Raw genomic sequence first — 22,485 nt, 5'->3', positions numbered from 1 at the left:
AACCCAATCTTAGCCATAACGTCCGGGCGGCGCGGCGGCGGCCCGGGCGCGGGTCTTGATCGCCCCGGAGGGCATATCCATATTGCTGACAGCGAACCTGTCATGGTCGCTTGAGTGCCGTGAGAAGCGGGCTCAAAAACCAACCGAAGTGCCTCTAACCTTGGGCTTCGAATATGTCGCGTCAGTCGCCCTTCGGGCATCCGTTTCTGTTAGGCTTCGACGAGATCGAGCAGGCTCTCGACCGCGTCGCGAAGGCAGCCGGGGATGGGTACCCTCCCTACAACATCGAGCGTCTGGCACGCACCGAGAGCGCCCCTGAGCGCCTCCGGATCACCCTGGCGGTCGCGGGTTTCACCCGGGAACAGCTCGAAGTGACCCTGGAGGAGAACCAGCTCGTCATCCGGGGTCGGCAAACCGACGACAAGGCAAGGCACTTCCTGCACCGCGGCATCGCCGCCCGTCAGTTCCAGCGCGCCTTCCTGCTCGTCGATGGCATGGAGGTTCTCGGGGCCGACCTGTCCAACGGCCTTCTGTCGATCGATCTGGCCCGACCCGAGCCGGAGCGGATCATCCGAAAGATCGACATCATCAGTCAGGACAAGGCGTGACGGCGTCCGCAAGAGGATGAGGACCATGAACCACAACACCAAGATCCACCCGGAATTCCCCCTGAACGTGGCGGAGCTCGCCACCCTGGGTGAAGGCCAGATGGCCTATGTGAAGCCCCTGCAGTCGGACGACGTGGCCAGGCTCTTCCCCCAGGCCCCGAAGATCCAGCCGGGCCTGCAGCTCTTCGCCCTCCTGTCCGCCAGCGGCGAGCCGATCGTCCTGACCGACAGCCGCGACGCCGCCGTCGCCAATGCCTGGGCGCACGACCTCGAGACGGTGAGCCTCCATTAAGGCTCACCGCCAGATCTTCTACGCGATCGCTTCGATCGCCCCGATCAGGCGCTCCAGATCCTCGGGCCGGGACAGGCGGTGATCGCCGTCCTTGATCAGCGTCAGCGAGACGCTGTCTCCCGGCAGATGCTCGACAAGTTCCAGGGCATGCTGCCACGGCACGTCGGGATCCTCCATTCCCTGCAGAACGTGGACGGGGCAGCCGGTCTGGATCGGCTCGCCGAGGAGAAGATGGTTCCGCCCGTCCTCAATCAGGACTTTGGTGATCGGGTAGGGATCGTCGGGCGAATAGGCCGAGGGGCGATAATAGACCCCCGTCTCCTCCACGGCCCGCTTAATGTCCTCAGGGAACCGCTCCCACATCAGCCGCTCGGTCATGTCCACGGCGGGCGCGATCAGCACGATGCCGACGGGAGCCAGATCCTGTCGGGTCTCGCGCAGGCGCCGGGCCGCCAGAAGGGCGATCCAGCCGCCCATCGACGAGCCGACGAGGATCGGACGCTCGCTCAGGTAATGGGTGAGCACCGAGACGGTCTCCTCCAGCCAGCGGGAGATCGTCCCGGCTTCGAAGTCCCCGTCGGACTGACCATGGCCGCTGTAGTCGAAGCGCAGGAGCGCGCGGCCCGTCCGCGTCGCCCATGTGTCGAGATATTCGCCCTTGGTCGATTGCATGTCGGACTTGAAGCCGCCGAGCCACACGACGGGCGGGCCCTTGCCGTCCCGGACCAGCACAGCAATCTGACGCGCCTCGGCCCCCTGGCCGACGTTATGACTTTGCGGCATGGTTAACCTGTCCTCAACTGCTTTGACGCAACGCTTTGCGCATGATTCTCCCGAAAAGGCACCTGCATCTGTGAGTTTTTCAACGCGACCCGGCGGAGGGATGGCCTTTCCGACCTCCCAGTTTCATCCGCTGGCGGGGCGGACGATCCTCCAGATCATTCCCGAGCTCGAAGCCGGCGGCGCCGAGCGCACGACCGTGGACATCGCCGAGGGTCTCGCCCATGCGGGCGCCCGGGCGCTCGTGGCCACGGAGGGTGGCCGCCTCGTGGGCGAGCTCCAGGCCAAGGGCGGCGTCTGGATCCCGTTCCGGGCCGCCACCAAGAACCCGTTCTCCATGCTGGTCAACGTGCGGCGCCTAGCGCGGATCTGCTACAACGAGCGCGTGGCGCTGATCCATGCTCGGTCGCGGGCGCCCGCCTGGGTGGCGCTGGGGGCGGCGCGCTCGCTCAACATTCCGTTCGTGACCACCTATCACGGCAGCTATGCCGGCCGCTCCTCCGTGAAGGTGCTCTACAACTCCGTCATGGCGCGGGGTGATGCGGTCATCGCCAATTCACACTACACGGGCGAGCTGATCCGCTCGCTCTACCCGCAGGCGGCGGAGAAGATCACGGTCATCCACCGTGGAACGGACTTCTCCACCTTCTCGCCGATGGCGGTCGCGCCGGAGCGGGTCGAGAACCTGCGCAAGGCCTGGAACGTGGCGCCCCATGAGCGGGTGGTGCTCCTGGCGGCGCGCCTGACCGGCTGGAAGGGCCAGAAGGTCCTCATCGAGGCTGCCGCCAAGCTGCGCGATGCAGGCGTGCGGGACGTGGCCTATATCCTGGCCGGGGATCCGCAGGGGCGCGATTCCTATGTGAAGGAGCTCGACGGCCTCATTGAGGCGCGCAAGCTCACGGGGATCGTCCGCATGGTCGGCCATTGCACCGACATGCCGGCGGCCTTCCTGGCGGCGTCGGTCGTGACCGTGCCGTCGACGGAGCCCGAGGCCTTCGGCCGCTCGGCGGTGGAGGCCCAGGCCATGGGCACGCCGGTCGTGGTGTCCGATCTCGGGGCCGTGCCGGAGACGGTGCTGTCCCCGCCGGCGGTCCAGCCGCACGAGCGGACGGGCTGGCGGATCCCGCCCTCCGATCCGGACGCGCTCTCAGATGCGCTCGGGGCCGCCCTGGGGCTCGGCGCCAGCGCCCGAATCGCCATGGGCGTGCGGGCCAGGGACCACGTGGAGCGCCATTTTTCGCTGGAGCGCATGGTCGCGAGCACTCTTGAGGTGTATTCCGACCTGCTGGAAGGGCGTTTCCCGCGCAGAACGAGTTGACTTCCCGCGCATTTGCGCGAAATGTCAGATTATCCGTGGCAAAAAGTCGAGCCGTCAGCTGACCCCGTTCCGGGGCCGCCGCCCCCGACTGAGCCCTTGAAACAGGAGATACGAGCCATTCGCCGACCAATGAGAGCTATGCCGGTGCCGCAGAAGGACGGGCCGCGCGCCAACCGAGACATTCGCGGCGTCCGCGAAGTGCAGCTGATCGATGAATCCGGCCAGAACAAGGGCGTGATGCCCTTCCTCGACGCGTTGCGCCTGGCCGAGGAATCGGGGCTTGATCTGGTCGAGATCGCTCCGAACTCGGCTCCGCCGGTCTGCAAGATCCTCGATTACGGCAAGTACCGCTTCCTGGAGCAGAAGAAGGCCGCCGAGGCGCGCAAGAAGCAGAAGACCGTCGAGGTGAAAGAGGTCAAGCTCCGTCCGGGCATCGACGACCACGACTACGACGTCAAGATGCGGGCCATGAAGAGCTTCTTCGAGGAAGGCAACAAGGTGAAGATCACCCTGCGCTTCCGCGGCCGCGAGATGGCGCACCAGGATCTCGGCCTCAAGGTCCTGGACCGGGTCAAGTCGGATGTGGGCGACCTCGCCAAGGTCGAGCAGGAGCCGAACTTCGAGGGCCGTCAGGTCGTCATGGTCCTGGCACCGCGCTAAGGTAGCCATTCGGAACCAGAATTCTGGCCGTCGGGCGACCGGCGGCCATTGATTTTCGGGCGGCCTTCTGCCATAAGCCGCCCTTCATCGAACCGCCCGGCTGATTAAGGGCTGCCGTGGCGGTTTGTTTTGCTCAGTGCAGCAATATAGGGCCGAAAGGCGGTTTTCGCCGCTCTCGCGGCCTGACCTAAGGAGAGCAAAATGCCCAAGCTGAAGACGAAGTCGGGCGCGAAAAAGCGCTTCAAGATCACTGGCACCGGCAAGGTCGTTTACGCCCAGTCCGGCAAGCGCCACGGGATGATCAAGCGGACGAAGAAGCAGATCCGCAATCTGCGCGGCACCACGACCATGTTCGAGGGCGACGCGTACAACGTCAAGAAGTACTTCCTGCCGAACGGCTAAGGCGGTCTCTTACATCCCGGATTTTGAAGGAGTTTTTTAAATGGCCCGCGTCAAACGGGGCGTTACCGCCCACGCCAAGCACAAGAAGGTTCTGAAGGCCGCCAAGGGTTTCTACGGCCGCCGCAAGAACACCATCCGCATCGCCAAGCAGGCGGTCGAGAAGAGCATGCAGTATGCTTATCGCGACCGTAAGAACAAGAAGCGCGCCTTCCGCGCTCTGTGGATCCAGCGTCTCAACGCTGCCGTCCGCCTGCACGGCCTGACCTATTCCCGATTTATCGACGGTCTCGGCAAGGCTGGGATCGAGGTCGATCGCAAGGTCCTGTCCGAAATGGCCATCCATGAGCCGGCTGCTTTCGCCGCCTACGTGGAGCGCGCCAAGGCTTCCCTGCCGCAGCAGGCCGCCTAAAGGACAGAACTCGCTTCCGGTGCGGCTGACCTTTCAGCCGCACCGCTGCTTTCCCCCTTCTCCGAGACCATCCGCGCTGACGGCCTGCAGCAGGCTGTCGGTTGCCATTCCGCGGCTCGGAAGACTTGACGGTTCCCGCGCCGCGCCTCACTCAAGCGCTTGCATCTGGCAAGGGACCGATGACTGACCTCAACCAACTCGAACGTGACCTGCTGAGCCAGGTCGAAGCCGCCGGCGACGAAGCGGCTCTCGAAACCGTGCGCGTGTCGGCGCTCGGCAAGAAGGGCTCCGTCTCCGAACTGCTCAAGACCCTCGGCGCCATGACGCCGGAGGAGCGGAAAGAGCGCGGCCCACTCATCAACGGCCTGCGTGACAAGGTGCAGGGCGCGATCGTGGCCCGCAAGGAAACGCTTGCCGAGGCCGCCCTCGAGGCGCGGCTGTCCGCCGAGCGCATCGACGTGACGCTTCCCGTTCCGGAAGCGCCGGAGATCCGCGGGCGCATCCACCCGATCAGCCAGGTGATCGAGGAGCTCACGGCGATCTTCGCCGACATGGGCTTCTCCGTGGCCGAGGGGCCGGACATCGAGACGGACTACCTCAACTTCACGGCGCTGAACTTCCCCGAAGGCCATCCGGCCCGCGAGATGCACGACACCTTCTTCCTCGCCCCCGACGAGAAGGGCGAGCGCAAGGTGCTGCGCACGCACACCTCGCCGGTGCAAATCCGCACGATGACCTCGAAGGCGCCGCCGATCCGCGTGATCATCCCGGGCCGCACCTACCGCCACGACTCGGACCAGACCCACACGCCGATGTTCCACCAGGTCGAGGGCCTCGTCATCGACCGCCAAGCGAACATCGCGCACATGAAGTGGATCCTGGAGGAATTCTGCAAGGCCTTCTTCGAGGTCGACCAGGTGAAGATGCGGTTCCGCCCGTCCTTCTTCCCCTTCACGGAGCCGTCCGCGGAGGTCGACATCCAGTGCTCGCGCAAGGGCGGCGAGATCCGCTTCGGCGAAGGTACGGACTGGCTCGAGATCCTCGGCTGCGGCATGGTCCATCCGAACGTGCTGAAGAATTGCGGCCTCGACCCCGACGAGTACCAGGGCTTCGCCTGGGGCATGGGGATCGACCGCATCGCCATGCTCAAATACGGCATGCCGGACCTGCGCCCCTTCTTCGAGGCCGACGTGCGCTGGCTGAACCATTACGGCTTCCGCCCGCTCGACATTCCGTCCCTCGTCGGCGGCCTGACGGCGTGACGATGACGCGCGAGCCCGAACAGCCCTCTCCCCCCTTGTGGGGGAGAGTTGGAGAGGGGGGTAGCCACCGAGCGACCGGCTGCGTCGATCAACCCGTTGGCGCCGTACCCCCCTCCCTAGCCCTCCCCCACAAGGGGGGAGGGGATAGGCCCGCGCATGCTCATGTGACGTCCCTGCAGCGTTCGAATGCAAAGCGGTTACGCCGCGAGATGACGCCTGCCGAACGCAGGCTTTGGCATGCTCTCAAGGCGCACCGCTTCCAAGGCCTCCACATCCGACGTCAGGTTCCCATGGGGCCCTATGTGGCGGATTTCATCTGTCACACGGCGAAAATCGTCATCGAGGTCGACGGCTCCCAGCATGGCTTCGACCGTCATATCGAGCGTGACCGAACCAGGGACGCCTGGTTCGAGGCTCAAGGTTACCGAGTTCTGCGCTTCTGGAACGCCGACGTGCTGACCGGACTCGACAGCGTCCTTGAGACGATCTTCGCAAACATTCCATCCAACCTGCCGATTGCAGGAGATACACCATGAAGTTCACCCTCTCCTGGCTGACGGATCACCTTGAGACCTCGGCCTCCCTCGACGAGATCGTCGAGACGCTCACCCGCATCGGCCTCGAGGTCGAGGGCGTGGAGGACAAGGCGAAGACGCTGGCGCCCTACAAGGTCGCCTACGTGATCTCCGCCGAGCAGCACCCGAACGCCGATCGCCTGCGCGTCTGCATGGTCGATACGGGCGAGGGCGCCCCGATCCAGGTCGTCTGCGGCGCGCCCAACGCCCGCACCGGCATGAAGAGCGTCTTCGCGCCTCCCGGCACCTACATCCCGGGCAAGAACATCACGCTGGGCGTCGGCACGATCCGCGGCGTCGAGAGCGCCGGCATGCTGTGCTCGGCGGCGGAGCTCGAGATCTCCGACGATCACGACGGCATCATCGACCTGCCCGAGGATGCGCCGGTGGGCCAGGCTTACGCGGCCTATGCTGGCCTCGACGATCCGGTGATCGAGATCAACCTCACGCCGAACCGTCCCGACTGCACGTCGATCCACGGCATCGCCCGCGATCTCGCGGCGGCCGGCCTCGGCACGCTGAAGGGCGATGCCGTGCAGCCCGTCGCCGGAAAGGGCGCATGCCCGGTCTCGGTGACGCTCGACTTCGCGCCGGGCGACGAGAAGCTCTGCCCGGCCTTCGCGCTGCGCCTCGTGCGCGGCGTGAAGAACGGCCCGTCGCCGGAGTGGATGCAGCGCCGCCTGCTCTCCATCGGCCTGCGCCCGATCAACGCCCTCGTCGACATCACCAACTACGTGACCTTCGATCGGGGCCGTCCGCTCCACGTCTTCGACGCCGCGAAGGTGAAGGGCAACCTCACCGTCCGCCGCGCCAGGGACGGCGAGGAGGTGCTGGCCCTCGACGGGCGCACCTACAAGCTCGATTCCGGCAACGTGGTGATCGCCGACGAGAGCGGCGTCGAGTCCATCGCCGGCATCATGGGCGGCGAGCATTCGGGCTGCGATGAGGCGACGACCGACGTGCTGATCGAGTCGGCCCTCTGGGACCCGCTCAACATCGCGCAGTCGGGCCGCCGCTTAGGGATCATCACCGACGCGCGCTACCGGTTCGAGCGCGGCATCGATCCCGCCTTCACGGTGCCGGGGCTCGATCTCGCGACCAAGCTCGTCATCGACCTCTGCGGCGGCGAGGCGAGCGAGGCCGTGGTCGCCGGCCAGGTTCCGGACGACCGGCTCGTGGTCGAGTTCCCCTGGTCGGAGGTTCCGCGCCTGTCGGGCCTCGACGTGAAGCCGGCCGAGTCCGAGGCAATCCTCAGGAAGCTGGGGTTCGAGATCCAGGGCTCGGGCGAGCGCGTCAGCGTCACGGCGCCCTCCTGGCGCCCCGACATCGACGGCAAGGCGGACCTCGTCGAGGAGGTCATCCGCATCGCCGGCGTCGACCGCATCGAGCCGCAGCCCCTGCCGCGCATCGAGGCGACGGTCGCCAAGCCGATCCTGACCCTGATCCAGAAGCGCACGCGGCTCGCCCGGCGCTCACTCGCCGTGCGCGGTCTGGTCGAGGCCGTGACCTGGTCGTTCATCGCCAAGAGCGAGGCCGAGCTGTTCGGCGGCGGCGATGCGCGTCTGGCGCTTGCCAACCCGATCGCGTCGGACCTCTCCGACATGCGACCGAGCCTCCTTCCGGGCCTGCTCAAGGCCGCGCAGCGCAATGCGGATCGCGGCTTCAGCGACGTAGCCCTGTTCGAGGTCGGTCAGACCTTCGCGTCGGACGAGCCCGAGGGCCAGAGCATCAAGGCGGCGGCCGTGCGCCGCGGCATGGCGCGGGCCGAGGGCGTCGGACGGCATTGGGACGGTGGGGCGCAGAGCGTCGACGCCTTCGACGCCAAGGCCGACGTCATGGCCCTTCTCGGAACGCTCGGCATTCCGGCGGGCGGCCTCCAGGTCGTGCCCGGCGGGCCGGCCTGGTTTCATCCGGGCCGTTCGGCGACCCTGCAGTTCGGCCCGAAGAACGTGGTCGGAGCCTTCGGCGAGATCCACCCGAAGGTGCTGAAGGCCCTCGACCTCAAGGGCCCGCTTGTGGCGTTCGAGCTGAACCTCGACGCGCTGCCGCCCCCGAAGGCGAAGCCCACCAAGATGAAGCCGAAGCTGGTGCTGTCCGATTTCCAGCCCATCACCCGCGACTTCGCCTTCGTGGTGGGCCGTCAGGTGGCGGCCGGCGACATCGTCAAGGCGGCGCAAGCGGCCGAGCGCCAGCTCGTCGTCGGGGTCGACGTGTTCGACGTCTACGAGGGCACCGGCATCGACCCGGACAAGAAGTCCGTGGCCATCGCCGTCACGCTCCAGCCGACCGAAAAGACCCTGACCGACACCGAGATCGAGGCCGTTTCGTCCAAGATCGTCGGCGAGGTGGTCAAGAAGACCGGCGCGGTGCTGCGGGGGTGAGCCCTCACAGCCATTCCGGGGCCGCGCGGCGGAACCCGGGATCGCCTTCAAGATAGGGCACTTTACTCGTCCTACGGTCCCGGATCGCGGTTATGCCGCGTCCGGGACGACGCTGGTGCGCCGCCGCTCAGCGGATTGGCCTCGTCCCACCCGTAGCGCACCGTGTCGAACCGCATCGAGCGCGCGTCAACCATGAGGAGCCGGCCGACTAGGCTCTCGCCGAAGCCGACCACCTCCCGCACCACCTCCATGGCCATCAGGCTGCCCATGACGCCCGCGAGCGCCCCCAGCACGCCGGCCTCCGCGCAGGTCGGGATGGCGCCCGGAGGGGGCGGGGAGGGGAAGAGGCAGCGATAGGTCGGATTCGGCCGGCCGTCCGGACCCGCCTCGTGCGCCCGGATCGTCGTGAGAGAGCCGTCGAACTGGCCGAGGGCGGCCGTCACCAGGGGCTTTCCTTCGAAGAAGCACGCATCCGAGACGGCGTAGCGGGTGTCGAAGTTGTCAGACCCGTCCGCGACGAGGTCGTAGGCGCGGACCAGCTCCCGGGCGTTCCCGGGGGTGATCCGCAGGGCATGGGGCTCGACCGTCACATGCGGGTTGAGGCGCCGCACCGTATCGGCGGCGCTGTCCGTCTTCGGGCGGCCCAGGTCGCCGACCCCATGGATCACCTGCCGCTGCAGGTTCGAGAGGGAGACCGCGTCGTCGTCCACGATGCCGATGGTGCCGATCCCGGCCGCCGCGAGATACTGGATGAGTGGCGCGCCGAGCCCGCCGGCGCCGATCACGAGTACCCGAGCCGCCTTGAGCTTGAGCTGTCCCGGCCCTCCGATATCGCGGAGAACCAGATGGCGGGCATAGCGGTCGATTTCGTCGGGGCTCAGGGTCATAATTCCGACCTTATCGACATGCTCCACGCTATCAACCATTCTGGGTGGAAATGGCGCGATCGGCTTGACAGGGCGCTTGGCGTCGTGGCCCATCCCGTGCCATCGTCAGGGCGCAACCGGGTAACAAAGCCCGCGCCAAACAGGGAACTTTGCCGATGACAGTCACCAAGTTCGGTCTCGCACTTGCAGGTCTTGCCTTTTCCGCAACGGCAGCCTTTGCGCAGCAGGCCGCGTTCAAGCCCGCCGTCGTCTACGATCTGGGCGGAAAGTTCGACAAGTCCTTCAACGAGGGCGTCCATACGGGCGCCGAGAAGTACAAGAAGGACACCGGGACCGACTACCGTGATTTCGAGCCGCAGAACGACGCGCAGCGCGAGCAGGCCCTGCGCCGCTTCGCCCGCGACGGCTTCTCGCCGATCGTGGCGGTCGGCTTCAGCCAGGAATCGGCCCTGAAGAAGGTGGCCGACGAGTTCCCGAAGACCCAGTTCGCCATCATCGACGCGGTGGTCGAGAAGCCGAACGTGCAGTCCATCGTGTTCAAGGAGCACGAGGGCTCGTTCCTGGTCGGCCTCCTGGCCGCGCAGGCCTCGAAGACCGGCAAGGTCGGCTTCGTGGGCGGCATGGACATCCCGCTCATCCGCAAGTTCGCCTGCGGCTACGTCCAGGGCGTGAAATACGCCAAGAAGGACGCCGAGGTGTTCCAGAACATGACCGGCACCACGGGCGCGGCCTGGAACGATCCGGTGAAGGGCGGCGAGCTCGCCAAGAGCCAGATCGACCGCGGCGCCGACGTGATCTACCACGCGGCCGGCGGCACGGGCGTGGGCGTGCTGCGCGCGGCGGCCGACGCCGGCAAGCTCGGCATCGGCGTCGATTCCAACCAGAACGCCCTGCATCCCGGCAAGGTGCTGACCTCGATGGTCAAGCGCGTGGACGTGGCCACCTACAACGTCTTCGATCAGGCCAAGAAGGGCACCTTCAAGCCGGGCGTGTCCGTGCTCGGCCTCGCCGAGGACGGCGTCGCCTGGTCCCTCGACGACAACAACAAGTCGCTCGTCACCGCCGACATGAAGGCCGCCGCCGACAAGGCCGCCGCCGACATCAAGTCGGGCGCCATCAAGGTGCACGACTACATGTCGGACTCGAAGTGCCCGATGTAAGATAATCCCTGTTCCGGGCGCCGGCCTTGGGGCGGCGCCCGGACTGCGTTATTGATCGCATTCCTTTTGGTTCCCGGTCCCGTTCGATAGGCGGGCCGGGACGATGTTTTGAGGCTCATGTCCCCGGCCATCCAGCTTTCCGACATCAACAAGCGCTTCGGCGAGGTCCATGCCAACAAGGACGTGAACCTCACCGTCGAGCGCGGCACGATCCACGGCATCGTCGGGGAGAACGGCGCGGGCAAATCGACCCTGATGTCGATCCTCTACGGGTTCTACGAGGCCGATTCAGGCGAGATCCGGGTCGGCGGCAAGCCGGTCTCGATCCGCTCCCCGGCCGATGCGATCCATGTGGGGATCGGCATGGTGCACCAGCATTTCATGCTCGTGGAGCCGCTGACCGTGGTCGAGAACGTGATGCTCGGCGCCGAGGGCGGCACGATGCTGCGCGCGGGCGAGGCGAAGGTGCGGGCGGAGCTCGCGCGGCTCGCGCGCGACTATGGGCTCGAGATCGACGTGAACGCCACCGTGGGCGACCTCTCGGTCGGGTTGCAGCAGCGCGTCGAGATCCTGAAGGCCCTCTATCGCGGCGCGGACATCCTCATCCTCGACGAGCCGACGGCGGTGCTCACGCCGCCCGAGGCCGACGCCCTGTTCGAGCTGCTGCAAGCCCTGAAGCAGCAGGGCAAGACCGTCATCCTCATCACCCACAAGCTGCGCGAGATCATGGCCGTCACGGACCGCGTCTCGGTGATGCGCCGCGGCGAGATGGTGGCGACGGTGGAGACCGCCAGGACCTCGCCGCCGGAACTCGCGGAACTCATGGTCGGGCGGCGCGTCCTGCTGCGGGTGGAGAAGTCCGAGCGCGCGCCCGGTGCGCCCATGCTCCAGGTCGAGAATCTGTCGGTGGTCGACCATCGCGGGGTGCTGCGCGTCGCCAATGTCTCCTTCACGGTCCACGCGGGCGAGATCGTCGGCATCGCAGGCGTCGCCGGCAACGGCCAGAGCGAGCTGCTGGAAGCGCTCGCCGGCATGCGCCAGCCCGTGCTCGGCGCGATGCGCTTCGAGGGACAGGAGATCCGCTTCGCCGATCACAACCCGCACCGCATGCGCCAGCTTGGCCTGCTGCACGTGCCGGAGGATCGCCTGCGCATGGGCCTCGTGCCGGCCTTCCCGGCCTTCGAGAGCGCCATCCTGGGCTTCAGCGACGAGGCACAGCTCGGGTCCGGTCCGATCCTGAACCACGACCGCATGATCGCGGACCTCGCGGACAAGATGAAGCACTACGACGTGCGCCCGCCCGCGCCGCGGCTCAAGACGTCGAAGTTCTCCGGCGGCAACCAGCAGAAGATCGTGCTGGCGCGCGAGATCGAGCGTCAGCCGAAGGTGCTCCTCGTCGGCCAGCCGACCCGCGGCGTCGACATCGGCGCCATCGAGTTCATCCACCGCCGCCTGATCGCCCTGCGCGACGCAGGCGTCGGCATCCTGCTCGTGTCCGTGGAGCTCGACGAGATCATGAACCTGTCCGACCGCATCCTCACCATGTGCGGCGGCCAGATCACCGGCGAGCGCAAGCCCGCCGAGACCAACGAGCAGGATCTCGGCCTGCTCATGGCCGGCGTCACCGACGAGGCCGCCTGATGCAACCGCGTCTGTCTCTCGTGACGCTCGGCGTCGCGGACATGAACCGCTCCCGCGCCTTCTACGAGGCCTGGGGCTGGAGGGCCTCCACGGCGAGTCAGCCCTCCGTCACGTTCTTCCAGGCCAACGGTTTGGCGCTGGCGCTGTTCGGCCGCGCGGACCTCGCGGAGGATGCCGGCGTCGAGGACCGTCCCACCGGCTTCGCGGCCGTGACGCTGGCCTACAACGCCCGCTCGAAGGAAGAGGCCGACGAGGTCTATGCCCGCGCGGTCGCGGCCGGCGCCCGTCCCGTCAAGCCGTTGCAGGATGTTTTCTGGGGCGGGTATTCGGGCTATTTCGCCGATCCGGACGGCCATCTCTGGGAGGTGGCCTGGAATCCGTTCTTCCCTCTCGACGAACAGGGCCACCTGTTCCTGCCGGACAGTCAGACGTGAGCGCTCCCATCGACCTGCCCAAATGGGCCGACACCGTCGTCGTGCCGGCCGTCTCGGTGATCGCGGCCTTCCTGGTCGCCGGTCTCGTGGTGCTCGGCATCGGCGAGAACCCGCTCACCGCCACGCGCGTGCTGCTGCAGGGCAGCCTCGGCACGGGGGAGGGCTTGGGCTTCACCCTGTTCTACATGACGGACTTCATCTTCGTCGGCCTCGCGGTCGCCGTCGCCTATCACGCGGGGCTGTTCAACATCGGCGGCGAGGGACAGGCGACGCTCGCGGGCCTCGGCGTCGCGCTCGTCCTCAACAACCTGACCTTCCTGCCGGGCTTCCTGCTGATCCCGCTCGGCATCCTGGGCGCGGCGGCCTTCGGGGCCGCCTGGGCGGCGGTGCCGGGCTATCTCCAGGCCAGACGCGGCAGCCACATCGTCATCACCACGATCATGTTCAACTGGCTCGCCAGCGTGCTGATCGTCTATCTGCTCGTGAACGTGCTGCGCGAGCCGCAATCCATGAACCCGGAGACGCGGGCCTTTCCGGATCAGTCGCACATCCCGTTCATGCACGAGGCGCTGGGCGCCTTCGGGATCGAGATCCCGGCCTCGCAGCTCAACCTCACGCTTTTCCTCGCTCTGGCCGCGGCCTACGGCGTGTGGCTCCTCATCTACCGCTCGCGGCTCGGCTATGCGATCCGCGTGGTCGGCTCGAACCCCACGGCGGCGGTCTATGCGGGCATCTCGCCCGGGCGCATCATCATCGTCGCCATGGTGATCTCCGGCGCGCTCGCCGGCGGCCTCGCGGTCAACGAGCTCATGGGCTACCAGCACCGCCTGCTGCTCGAATTCACCGCCGGCTACGGCTTCGTCGGCATCGCGGTGGCGCTCATGGGACGCGCGCATCCGGTCGGCATCATCCTGGCGTCGCTGCTGTTCGGCATCCTCTACCAGGGTGGCGCGGAACTCGCCTTCGAGCAGCCGGCCATCACCCGCGACATGGTGGTGGTGATCGGCGGCATCATCATTTTGTTCGCGGGCGCCCTCGACGGGCTGTTCCGGCGCATCGTGGCGCAGGCGCTGACCCGCTCGCGCGTGGCGAGGGCCTGACCATGGATCTCGACATTCTCGTCACAGTATTCGACTCGTCCTTACGGCTCTCGATCCCGCTGCTCGCGGCGTGCCTCGCCGGTCTCTGGTCCGAGCGCTCGGGCGTGGTCGACATCGGCCTGGAGGGCAAGATGCTGGTCGCGGCCTTCGCGGCGGCGGCTGCTTCCTACGCGTTTGGCTCCGCCTGGATTGGCCTCTTCGCCGGCATCGGCGCCTCGATCGTCTTCGCGCTGATCCACGGCTTCGCCTCCATCAGCCAGCGCGGCAACCAGATCGTCTCGGGCGTCGCCATCAACATGCTGGCGGCCGGGCTGACCGCCATCGTCGGCAATGCATGGTACGGGCAGGGCGGCCGCACGCCACCACTCGAAGGGGCGCAGCGCTTCGGGGACGTGATCTTCGGACATTCGGCCCTCGTCTATCTCGTGCTGCTCGCCGTGCCGATCACATGGTTCGTGCTGGCGCGCACGCGCTTTGGCCTGCGTCTGCGGGCGGTCGGCGAGAATCCGGCCGCCGTCGATACGGCGGGCATTTCCGTGACGGGCCTGCGCTACTCGGCCGTCGTCATTGGCGGAGTCCTGTGCGGTCTCGCAGGCGCCTACCTGTCCGTCGGCCAGTCGGCGGGCTTCCTGCCCAATATGACGGCCGGCAAGGGCTTCATCGCGCTGGCGGCCCTCATCTTCGCCAAATGGCGCGCGTGGCCGGCGCTCGGCGCCTGCTTCCTGTTCGGGCTCCTCGACGCGGTCGCCATCCGACTCCAGGGCATCGCGCTGCCCGGCATCGGCGAGGTTCCGGTGCAGGCCATCCAGGCGCTGCCCTATCTCATGACTGTGATCCTGCTCGCCGGCGTGATCGGAACCGCCATTCCGCCGCGCGCCTCCGGCGTGCCCTATGTGAAGGAGCGCTGACATGCCCTCGCTCGATGCCCTGTTCGAGGCCGCCAAGGCCATCCAGGACAAGGCTTATGCGCCTTATTCGCGCTTCAAGGTCGGGGCCGCCATCGCGACGCCGGACGGCCGGGTCTTCACCGGCTGCAACGTGGAGAACGCCGCCTATCCGGTCGGCAGCTGCGCCGAAGCCGGCGCCATCTCGGCCATGGTGGCGGCGGGCGAGAGCCGCATCACGCAGATCGTCGTGATGGGTGAGGGCGAGGCCCTCGTCACGCCCTGCGGCGGCTGCCGCCAGCGCATTCGCGAATTCGCCGCCCCCGACACGCCGATCCACATCGCGGGCCCTGAGGGAATCCGGAAGAGCTTCACGCTCGATGAGCTGTTGCCCTTCTCGTTCGGACCCGACAATCTGGCTGCTCGTTAAGAGATTTTGAGATGCAACAACACGTTCAGGAAGCGGCCGAGTTCGTGCGCAGACACGGCTTCGACGGCCATTTCGATGCGGCCTTCGTGCTCGGAACCGGGCTCGGGACCCTCGTGGACGAGCTCAGCGATCCGGTGAGCCTGGCCTATGCGGACATCCCGAACTTCCCGCGCAGCGGCGTCTCGGGTCATGCGGGGCGCCTCGTGGCCGGCAGGCTCGAAGGCAAGCGCGTGCTCCTGTTCCAGGGCCGAGCGCATTACTACGAGACGGGCGATGCAGGCGCCATGCGGCTGCCGGTGGCCTTCGTGAAGGAACTCGGCATCTCGACGCTCGTGCTGACCAACGCGGCAGGCTCCGTGCGGGCGGAGATCCGTCCCGGCAGCCTCGTGGCCATCAACGACCATCTCAACCTTTCGGGCGCCAACCCGCTCCTGCGCGATCACACGGAGGGGCGCTTCGTGTCGCTCACCGGCGCCTATGATGCGGGACTGCGCGATGCATTGCAGAAGGCTGCGGGCCGCATCGGCATCGACCTGCCGGAGGGCGTCTATGCGTGGCTTTCCGGCCCCAGCTTCGAGACCCCGGCCGAGATCCGCATGGTGCAGGTCCTTGGCGGCGATCTCGTCGGCATGTCGACCGTGCCCGAGGTGATCCTCGCCCGCTACTACGGCCTCAAGGTCGCGGCGGTCTCCGTGGTGACCAACCTTGCCGCCGGCATTGAGGGAGCCTCGCCCTCGCACCAGGAGACCAAGGACACGGCGGCCGAGGCCTCGGACAAGTTCAAGCGTCTCATTCGCGCCTTCGTTGCGGAGCTCCCCCATGTCTGATGTGGAAACGGCCCAACGGGCCCTGCGCTGCCTCGACCTCACCGATCTCACCGACACCTGCACCGACCAGGCCATCGACGCGCTCTGCGCCAAGGCAGTCGATCCGCGCGGCCCCGTGGCGGCCGTCTGCGTATGGCCGCAATTCGTCAAGCGCGCGCAGGACAACCTCAAGGGCTCGCCCGTGCGCATCGCCACCGTGGTGAACTTTCCGGCCGGCGGCGAGGATGTCGGCCGCGTCTCCGACGACGTGCAGGAGGCCTTGTCCGACGGCGCGAACGAGATCGACCTCGTGCTGCCCTACGAGGCCGTGCGCCGGGGCGACCACGGGATTGCGACCGAGATGATCGAAGCGGTGCGCGATCTCGTGGACCAGGGGCGACTGTTGAAGGTGATCCTGGAGACAGGCGAGCTGAAGGAGCCGGCCCTCGTCGAGACCGCGAGCCGGCTTGCCATTGAGGCCGGCGCAGACTTCATCAAGACCTCGACGGGCAAGACGCCTGTCTCGGCGACGCCGCAGGCCGCCGAGATCATGCTGAACGCCATCAAGGCGTCGGGCCGCCCTGTCGGCCTCAAGCCGTCCGGCGGCATCCGCACGCTCGCCGACGCGAAGATCTATTTCGATCTCGCCGATCGCATCATGGGGCCCGGCTGGGCGACGCCCCGAACATTCCGCATCGGCGCCAGCAGCGTCTACGACGCGCTGATCGCCGCCATTGAAGGGCGCGCCAGCATGACGGCCGCCGGGACCTACTGACATGTCTCACCTTCCGCAGGAAATCATCCGCCGCAAGCGCGACGGCGGCATGCTCGAAGCCGAGCAGATCCACAGCTTCATCGAGGGCCTGACCTCGGGCCGCGTCTCCGAGGGGCAGGCGGCTTCCTTCGCTATGGCGGTGTTCTTCCGCGGCCTGACAGTGCCGGAGCGCGTCGCCCTGACTCAGGCGATGACCCGCTCGGGTGAGGTGCTGATATGGGACCTGCCGGGCCCCGTTCTCGACAAGCACTCCACGGGCGGCGTTGGCGACACGATCAGCCTCGCGCTCGCGCCGGCGGTGGCAGCCTGCGGCGGCTATGTGCCGATGATCTCCGGCCGCGGCCTCGGCCACACGGGCGGCACCCTCGACAAGTTCGATTCCATTCCGGGCTACGTGACGCAGCCGGACATCGACACGTTCCGCCGTGTGACGCAGGAGGTCGGCTGCGCCATCATCGGCCAGACGGCGGACCTCGCGCCGGCCGACAAGCGCCTCTATTCCATTCGCGACGTGACTGCGACGGTCGAGTCCATCGATCTCATCACCGCCTCCATCCTGTCGAAGAAGCTGGCGGCGGGGCTGCAGGGCCTCGTCATGGACGTGAAGTTCGGCTCCGGCGCCTTCATGGACAATGCGGCCGACGCGCGCGCATTGGCCGAGAGCCTCGTGCTCGTCGCCAACGGCGCCGGCCTTCCCACGAGCGCGCTGCTCACTGACATGAACGAGCCGCTGGCCTCGGCGGCCGGCAACGCCGTGGAGGTCGCCTACATCGCCGACTACTTGACGGGCCGCCGGCGCGAGAAGCGCTTCCACGAGGTGAACGTGGAGCTCTGCGCCGAGATGCTCGTGCTCGGCAGGATCACGGACAGCATCGTCGACGCGCGAGCCAGGATCGAGGAGGCGGTCGCGTCCGGCAAGGCCGCGGAGATCTTCGGGCGCATGGTGGTGGCGCTCGGTGGACCGTCGGACCTCCTCGACCGTCCCGAGGCGCATCTTGCCACCGCCCCCGTCGTCCGCCCCATCCATGCGGAGCGTACGGGCATCGTGCAGAATATCGCGACGCGCGACGTGGGCCTCGCCGTCGTGGCGCTCGGCGGTGGGCGCACGCGGCCGCAGGACCCGATCGACCATGCGGTCGGCCTCACCGAACTCGCCGGAGTCGGCACGGTGATCGACCGCGAGCGGCCTCTCGCCATCGTGCATGCCCGCAGCGAGGAGGCCGCTGAGGCGGCCGCGCGCGTGGTCCGGGCCGCTTACCGTCTCGGCGAGGAAAAGGCCGAGGCCGGTCCTCTCATCCTCGAACGCATCGGAGCCGCATCGTGAGTTTGCTCGTCGCCCTGACCTGGGAGCCGGAGCCGTGGGTCGAGCGCTTCAAGGTGCATCTGCCCGGGCGCCCCATCGCCGTGCTCGGCGAGGATTTCGACCGCGGGAGCATCCGCTATGTGGCGACCTGGGGGCCGAAGCCCGGAAGCCTCTCGGGCCTTCCGGCGCTCGAAGCGATCTTTTCGCTCGGGGCCGGCGTCGATCATCTGATGGGCTATCCCAACCTGCCCGACGTGCCGATCGTTCGCGTCTCGCAGGACGATCTCACCCATCGCATGAGCGAGTACGTGGTGATGCACTGCCTGATGCATCTGCGCGACCAGCGCCGGTACGACGCCGACCAGCGCGCGAAGCGCTGGGCGCCGGATCGCGAGCCGCCGATCGCGGGCGACGTTCGCGTCGGTGTCATGGGCTTCGGCGTGCTCGGGCAGGATGCGGCGCGCAAGCTCAAGGTGATGGGCTTCGACGTCGCCGGCTGGAGCCGCAGCGCGAAGGCGGTCGAGGGCTTCGAGGTCTTCTCCGGTGATAAGGGATTGGACGCATTCCTCGCGCGCACCGATATCCTGGTGAGCCTGCTGCCCCTGACGCCGGACACGCGCGGCATCCTCAACCGAAGCCTGTTCCAAAAGCTCGCGCGGGACGGACGCCTCGGCGGTCCGGTCCTGATCAATGCGGGCCGCGGCGGCTCGCAGGTGGAGGCCGACATCGTCGCCTGCCTCGACGACGGCACGCTCAAGGCTGCGACGCTCGACGTATTCGAGACCGAGCCCCTGCCGCAGGATTCGCCGCTCTGGACCCACCCGCGCGTCACCGTCACGCCGCATAATTCCGCCGTGAGCGATCCGGAGATGACTGCGCGCTACATCGCGGACCAGATCCGCCGGCACGAGGCGGGACAGCCGTTCCAGAACGTGGTCGACCGGACACGCGGCTACTGATCGTCAGACAAGGCCGTAGCCGCGCAGGCCGTCCCACAGGAGCTTGAGGGCGGCGACAAAGAGCAGGCCGTAGAGCAGGCGGTAGAGCTGGGCCTGGTTCAGGCGCGCGTGCAGCCTGTAGCCGGCCCAGACGCCGAGCGGGATGACGGGCAGGCACAGTCCCATCAGCGTCCACAGGGCCGCGTCGGGCTTGGCGAGCACGAGCCAGGGGATCACCTTCATGACGTTGCCGACCGCGAAATAGCTGCTGCTCGTGCCGGCATAGACGGCCTTCGACAGGCCGAGCGGCAGAAGGTACATCGACATGGGCGGACCGCCCGAATGGGCGATCATGGAGGTGATGCCGGAGGCCGTTCCGGCGATCAGCGCCTTCGGCTTGGAGCGCGGCCTCTGCACGACCTTTCCGCCGCCGCGAAACCACAGGCCCGTGAAGGCGAGCGTCACCACCGCCATGAGGATCGCGACCGCATGGGTATCGGCGACGCTCATCAACAGGAAGCCGAGGCCCGTCCCCACCGCAAGGCCCGGCAGCAGCCACATGAGGTCGACCTTGGACCAGGTGCCCGGCCGCCAGTAGTACAGAGCGGCCACATCCATCACGATGAAGAGCGGCGCCAGCAGCGCGCCCGCCTCCAGCGGGTCCATGACGAGCGCCAGAAGCGGGATGCCGATGATGGCGAGGCCGCCCCCGAAGGCGCCCTTCATGAAGGCGATGACGAAGACGCCGCAGGACGCGACGAGTAGAACGAGCGGATCCGGCACGGTGCGTTCAGAGGCGCTTGATCGACGTGATCGGGCCGTAGCTCGTGGTGCGGATGCGCTCCTCGGCGACCGCCAGCGGCTCGACATAGACCGTCATGGTGTGCCCGGTCGCGTGAATGAGGCGCGTCTCGTCTAGCATCAGGCCCACATGGCCCTTCCAGAACACCAGATCGCCGCGCTCGAGGCCGCCGAGATCGGGCCGCACCTCGACCGGTGTGCCGAGCTGCTGCTCCTGCATGTCGCTGTCGCGCGGCGCCTTGATGCCGGCGGCGGTGAGCACGGTCTGCGCGAGGCCGGAGCAGTCGAGGCCGACGCTGGTCTTGCCGCCCCAGAGGTAGGGCGTGTGCAGAAGGCGCTCGGCGACCGCGACGTGGTCCGGCTCGAACGTGCCGAGGTCGGACAGATGCGCGGCGAAGACCCAGCCGCCGCTCGCGAGGCGGGCGTAGTTGCCCTCGAGGCCCGTCACGGCGACCTTGGAATTGATGGTCAGGAACCCCGCATCGGGCAGCTTCAGGTTCGGGCCCGGATACACGTAGGTGCGCACCGCGCCGACCCGGTGGGTCGGGGCGGGTCCGGGCTCGCCTAAGGCCGCGCTCGGCAGATAGCCCACATAGCCGTCGTCGTGGAGCTGCACCCAGGACCAGCCCTCATGCTCGTCGTAGACGGTCACGGCCTCGCCCATGATGGCCTGCGTGTCCACGGGCCCCTCGCGCGACGGATGGCGATGCAGGGACGCGTAAGCCTCGACGACGCGCTTAACGGCACCGGCGGCGAACCGTTCCGCGCCGACCTGTCCGCGCAGCTTCTCGTCGGCCAGGTCGGCGCGGAACGGGGTGATGCGACGGTCGAACGTCATAGGGGCAACTCCTTGGCGCGGGCGGTAATGATGTCTCCTAACCGCTCCACCGCCAATGCGCCAGCCACCGTGCGCTGAATGATGACGTTGCGCCGATCCGCCTCATCCCGGCGGCGGGAGACGAGGTCGAGCTTGCCCATGGTGTCGAGCGCCCGCGTGATCACGGGCTTGGTCACGCCGAGCTTCTTGGCGAGGCCCCGCACCGTGTGGGGCGGAGGCTCCAGGTAGATCGTCAGGAGAATGGCCATCTGGCGCGCGGACAGGTCCTCGCCCTGGTGCACCAGATCGAGATGCACGTCGTGCCAGAGCTTCAGCGATTGGTAGGCACGCAACTCGACAGGCATGGCTGCACCGTTCGTCTCGGAACCGCAGTATTGATCCTGCGACGATGGGTGCAACCGCCCTCTGGGGTTATGCTTTAGGAACCGTATCGATCCTTCAGCAGGGCATACATCAGCCGCGCGGCCTGGACCTCGCCGCCTTCCGGCCGGCCCGGCCTGGTGGCGTTGTTCCAAGCGAAGATGTCGAAATGCACCCACGCCTTCGCGGCGCCCACGAAGCGGCGCAGGAACAGGGCGGCCGTGATCGAGCCTGCCATCGGGCCGCCGGTGTTGTTGATGTCGGCGAACTTGGAATCGAGCTGCGCCTGATAGGGCGACCAGAGCGGCAGGCGCCAGACGGGATCGTTCACCGCCGTGCCGTGCCGGGAGATCTCGGCCGCCAGCGCGTCGTCGTCGGTGAAGAAGGCCGGCAGCTCCGGGCCAAGCGCGACGCGGGCCGCGCCGGTGAGCGTCGCGAAGTCGACGACGAGATCCGGATTCTCCTCGTCGGCAAGGGCCAGCGCGTCGCCAAGAATCAGGCGGCCCTCGGCGTCCGTATTGCCGATCTCGACCGTGATGCCCTTTCGGCTCTGCAGGATGTCGCCGGGCCGGAAGGCATTGCCGGCGATCGAATTCTCCACCGCCGGGATCAGGACGCGCAGCCGCACGGGCAGGCCCGCGCCCATGATCATGTCGGCGAGCGCGAGCGTCGCCGCTGCGCCGCCCATGTCCTTGCGCATGAGCAGCATGGAGGAGGCCGGCTTGATGTCGAGGCCGCCGGTGTCGAACGCGACGCCCTTGCCGACGATCGTGATGCGCGGCGCGTCCTCGCGTCCCCAGGTGATGTCGATGAGGCGCGGCGGCGTGGCGGAGGCGCGGCCCACCGCATGGATCATCGGGAAGTTCTGCTTCAGCAGATCGTCGCCCACGATGCTCTTGAAATCGGCGCCGTGCCGGTCGGCCACGTGGCGCGCCGCCGCCTCGATGCCGTCCGGGCCGAGATCGCTCGTCGGCGTGTTCACGAGGTCGCGGCTCGCCGCCACGGCGCTGGCGATGCTCGCCACCTCGTTGCCCTCGACCCCCTGCGGAACCACGAGGCGCACCGCCTTCTCGGGACGCTTGCGGTAGCGGTTGAACGAGTACGCGCCCAGGAGCCACGCGAGCGCCGCGAGTGACGGATCGGGCGCCTCCGTCTCGAATCGGTAGACGCCTTCCGGGAGAACCGTCGGAAGCTTGCCGACGAGGAAAGGATTGACCGGTTTCGCCTCCTCGCCGTCGAGCCCGAAGAGCACGCCGAGCAGGCCTCCCTCCGCATCCGGCAGGATGCAGTGGCTGCCGGCCTTCGCCTCGAACCCTTGCGCCTTCGCGAAACTCCGGGCCGCCGGCGGAAGGCTCTCGGAGACCTGAGGCCAGGTCGCCTCGTTCACCAGCCAGATGGGACGCGACTGGTCCGCGGAAGAGGCGAGAAGAGGATGGGGCAT

25 protein-coding genes are annotated in these 22,485 nt (G+C 67.6%); 19 read left to right on the top strand and 6 right to left on the bottom strand.

The annotated features are described in order from the left end of the window. Positions 1 to 173: 173 nt before the first annotated feature. Both DES45_RS12405 and DES45_RS12400 read left to right on the top strand, forming a co-directional pair. Positions 174 to 608 (top strand): Hsp20 family protein, encoded by a 435-nt coding sequence (locus DES45_RS12405; RefSeq protein WP_114770314.1) that lies wholly within the window; start codon positions 174 to 176, stop codon positions 606 to 608. Positions 609 to 633: 25 nt separating this feature from the next. Then, complete coding sequence (locus DES45_RS12400) at positions 634 to 900, top strand: BQ00720 family protein (RefSeq protein ID WP_114770313.1); 267 nt, start codon at positions 634 to 636, stop codon at positions 898 to 900. Positions 901 to 918: 18 nt separating this feature from the next. Here DES45_RS12400 and DES45_RS12395 read toward each other — a convergent pair whose 3' ends face one another. Further along, on the bottom strand, positions 919 to 1,683 hold the full coding sequence (locus DES45_RS12395; protein ID WP_114770312.1) for an alpha/beta hydrolase: 765 nt from the start codon (positions 1,681 to 1,683) through the stop codon (positions 919 to 921). A gap of 100 nt (positions 1,684 to 1,783) precedes the next feature. Between DES45_RS12395 and DES45_RS12390 the strand changes: the two genes are divergently transcribed. From DES45_RS12390 to pheT, 7 genes are all read left to right on the top strand, one after another. After that, complete coding sequence (locus DES45_RS12390) at positions 1,784 to 2,998, top strand: glycosyltransferase family 4 protein (protein ID WP_114770311.1); 1,215 nt, start codon at positions 1,784 to 1,786, stop codon at positions 2,996 to 2,998. 138 nt (positions 2,999 to 3,136) lie between these two features. Continuing rightward, the gene (gene infC / locus DES45_RS12385; RefSeq protein WP_245571709.1) at positions 3,137 to 3,658 is read left to right on the top strand and encodes a translation initiation factor IF-3; all 522 of its coding nucleotides are present in this window, start codon (positions 3,137 to 3,139) and stop codon (positions 3,656 to 3,658) included. A 201-nt stretch (positions 3,659 to 3,859) separates the two neighbouring features. Beyond that, on the top strand, positions 3,860 to 4,060 hold the full coding sequence (gene rpmI / locus DES45_RS12380; protein ID WP_114770309.1) for a 50S ribosomal protein L35: 201 nt from the start codon (positions 3,860 to 3,862) through the stop codon (positions 4,058 to 4,060). Between the two features lie 40 nt (positions 4,061 to 4,100). Continuing rightward, positions 4,101 to 4,469 (top strand): 50S ribosomal protein L20, encoded by a 369-nt coding sequence (gene rplT / locus DES45_RS12375; protein WP_114770308.1) that lies wholly within the window; start codon positions 4,101 to 4,103, stop codon positions 4,467 to 4,469. A gap of 179 nt (positions 4,470 to 4,648) precedes the next feature. Next, positions 4,649 to 5,731: a phenylalanine--tRNA ligase subunit alpha gene (pheS, locus tag DES45_RS12370; RefSeq protein WP_114770307.1), complete on the top strand. Its 1,083-nt coding sequence runs from the start codon at positions 4,649 to 4,651 to the stop codon at positions 5,729 to 5,731. A 2-nt stretch (positions 5,732 to 5,733) separates the two neighbouring features. Further along, entirely contained in the window at positions 5,734 to 6,267 is a 534-nt protein-coding gene (locus DES45_RS26055; protein WP_114770306.1) for an endonuclease domain-containing protein, read from the top strand. Further along, positions 6,264 to 8,687 carry a phenylalanine--tRNA ligase subunit beta gene (gene pheT / locus DES45_RS12360; protein WP_114770305.1) on the top strand — a complete coding sequence of 808 codons (2,424 nt, stop codon included), beginning with the start codon at positions 6,264 to 6,266 and terminating at the stop codon, positions 8,685 to 8,687. The genes DES45_RS26055 and pheT overlap by 4 nt, the downstream gene beginning before the upstream one ends. Positions 8,688 to 8,758: 71 nt before the next feature. On the opposite strand, the gene DES45_RS12355 is transcribed toward pheT, so the two are convergent. Beyond that, positions 8,759 to 9,574: a HesA/MoeB/ThiF family protein gene (locus DES45_RS12355; protein ID WP_173947655.1), complete on the bottom strand. Its 816-nt coding sequence runs from the start codon at positions 9,572 to 9,574 to the stop codon at positions 8,759 to 8,761. A 155-nt stretch (positions 9,575 to 9,729) separates the two neighbouring features. Here DES45_RS12355 and DES45_RS12350 point away from each other — a divergent pair, with 155 nt between their 5' ends. From DES45_RS12350 to DES45_RS12305, 10 genes are all read left to right on the top strand, one after another. Next, entirely contained in the window at positions 9,730 to 10,734 is a 1,005-nt protein-coding gene (locus DES45_RS12350; protein ID WP_114770304.1) for a BMP family lipoprotein, read from the top strand. A 117-nt stretch (positions 10,735 to 10,851) separates the two neighbouring features. Further along, positions 10,852 to 12,375, top strand: coding sequence for an ABC transporter ATP-binding protein (locus tag DES45_RS12345; protein WP_114770303.1), 1,524 nt, complete (start codon positions 10,852 to 10,854; stop codon positions 12,373 to 12,375). Next, complete coding sequence (locus DES45_RS12340) at positions 12,375 to 12,809, top strand: VOC family protein (protein ID WP_114770302.1); 435 nt, start codon at positions 12,375 to 12,377, stop codon at positions 12,807 to 12,809. Before DES45_RS12345 ends, DES45_RS12340 begins: the two co-directional genes overlap by 1 nt. Further along, on the top strand, positions 12,806 to 13,909 hold the full coding sequence (locus DES45_RS12335) for an ABC transporter permease (RefSeq protein ID WP_114770301.1): 1,104 nt from the start codon (positions 12,806 to 12,808) through the stop codon (positions 13,907 to 13,909). The genes DES45_RS12340 and DES45_RS12335 overlap by 4 nt, the downstream gene beginning before the upstream one ends. Before the next feature lie 2 nt (positions 13,910 to 13,911). Next, entirely contained in the window at positions 13,912 to 14,817 is a 906-nt protein-coding gene (locus DES45_RS12330) for an ABC transporter permease (protein WP_114770300.1), read from the top strand. Position 14,818: 1 nt separating this feature from the next. Continuing rightward, a complete protein-coding gene (gene cdd, locus DES45_RS12325; RefSeq protein ID WP_114770299.1) occupies positions 14,819 to 15,223 on the top strand; it encodes a cytidine deaminase in 405 nt (134 codons plus the stop codon). An 11-nt stretch (positions 15,224 to 15,234) separates the two neighbouring features. Further along, positions 15,235 to 16,050, top strand: coding sequence for a purine-nucleoside phosphorylase (locus tag DES45_RS12320; RefSeq protein WP_114770298.1), 816 nt, complete (start codon positions 15,235 to 15,237; stop codon positions 16,048 to 16,050). Then, positions 16,043 to 16,804 (top strand): deoxyribose-phosphate aldolase, encoded by a 762-nt coding sequence (deoC, locus tag DES45_RS12315; protein WP_114770297.1) that lies wholly within the window; start codon positions 16,043 to 16,045, stop codon positions 16,802 to 16,804. The genes DES45_RS12320 and deoC overlap by 8 nt, the downstream gene beginning before the upstream one ends. Before the next feature lies 1 nt (position 16,805). Then, positions 16,806 to 18,128 (top strand): thymidine phosphorylase, encoded by a 1,323-nt coding sequence (deoA, locus tag DES45_RS12310; RefSeq protein ID WP_114770296.1) that lies wholly within the window; start codon positions 16,806 to 16,808, stop codon positions 18,126 to 18,128. Then, positions 18,125 to 19,066, top strand: coding sequence for a 2-hydroxyacid dehydrogenase (locus DES45_RS12305; protein ID WP_114770295.1), 942 nt, complete (start codon positions 18,125 to 18,127; stop codon positions 19,064 to 19,066). Before deoA ends, DES45_RS12305 begins: the two co-directional genes overlap by 4 nt. 3 nt (positions 19,067 to 19,069) lie before the next feature. Here the strand turns inward: DES45_RS12305 and DES45_RS12300 are convergent, their stop codons facing one another. The 4 genes from DES45_RS12300 to DES45_RS12285 form a co-directional block, all read right to left on the bottom strand. Further along, a complete protein-coding gene (locus DES45_RS12300; RefSeq protein ID WP_281024082.1) occupies positions 19,070 to 19,828 on the bottom strand; it encodes a sulfite exporter TauE/SafE family protein in 759 nt (252 codons plus the stop codon). Positions 19,829 to 19,835: 7 nt separating this feature from the next. Next, a complete protein-coding gene (locus DES45_RS12295) occupies positions 19,836 to 20,684 on the bottom strand; it encodes a C40 family peptidase (RefSeq protein ID WP_114770293.1) in 849 nt (282 codons plus the stop codon). Continuing rightward, positions 20,681 to 21,028: a MarR family transcriptional regulator gene (locus tag DES45_RS12290; RefSeq protein ID WP_114770292.1), complete on the bottom strand. Its 348-nt coding sequence runs from the start codon at positions 21,026 to 21,028 to the stop codon at positions 20,681 to 20,683. The genes DES45_RS12295 and DES45_RS12290 overlap by 4 nt, the downstream gene beginning before the upstream one ends. Before the next feature lie 74 nt (positions 21,029 to 21,102). Beyond that, the gene (locus DES45_RS12285; protein WP_114770291.1) at positions 21,103 to 22,485 is read right to left on the bottom strand and encodes a leucyl aminopeptidase family protein; all 1,383 of its coding nucleotides are present in this window, start codon (positions 22,483 to 22,485) and stop codon (positions 21,103 to 21,105) included.

This window comes from Microvirga subterranea, assembly GCF_003350535.1.
Classification (GTDB): Bacteria; Pseudomonadota; Alphaproteobacteria; order Rhizobiales; family Beijerinckiaceae; genus Microvirga; species Microvirga subterranea.
This window is presented reverse-complemented; position numbering and strand designations above follow the sequence as displayed.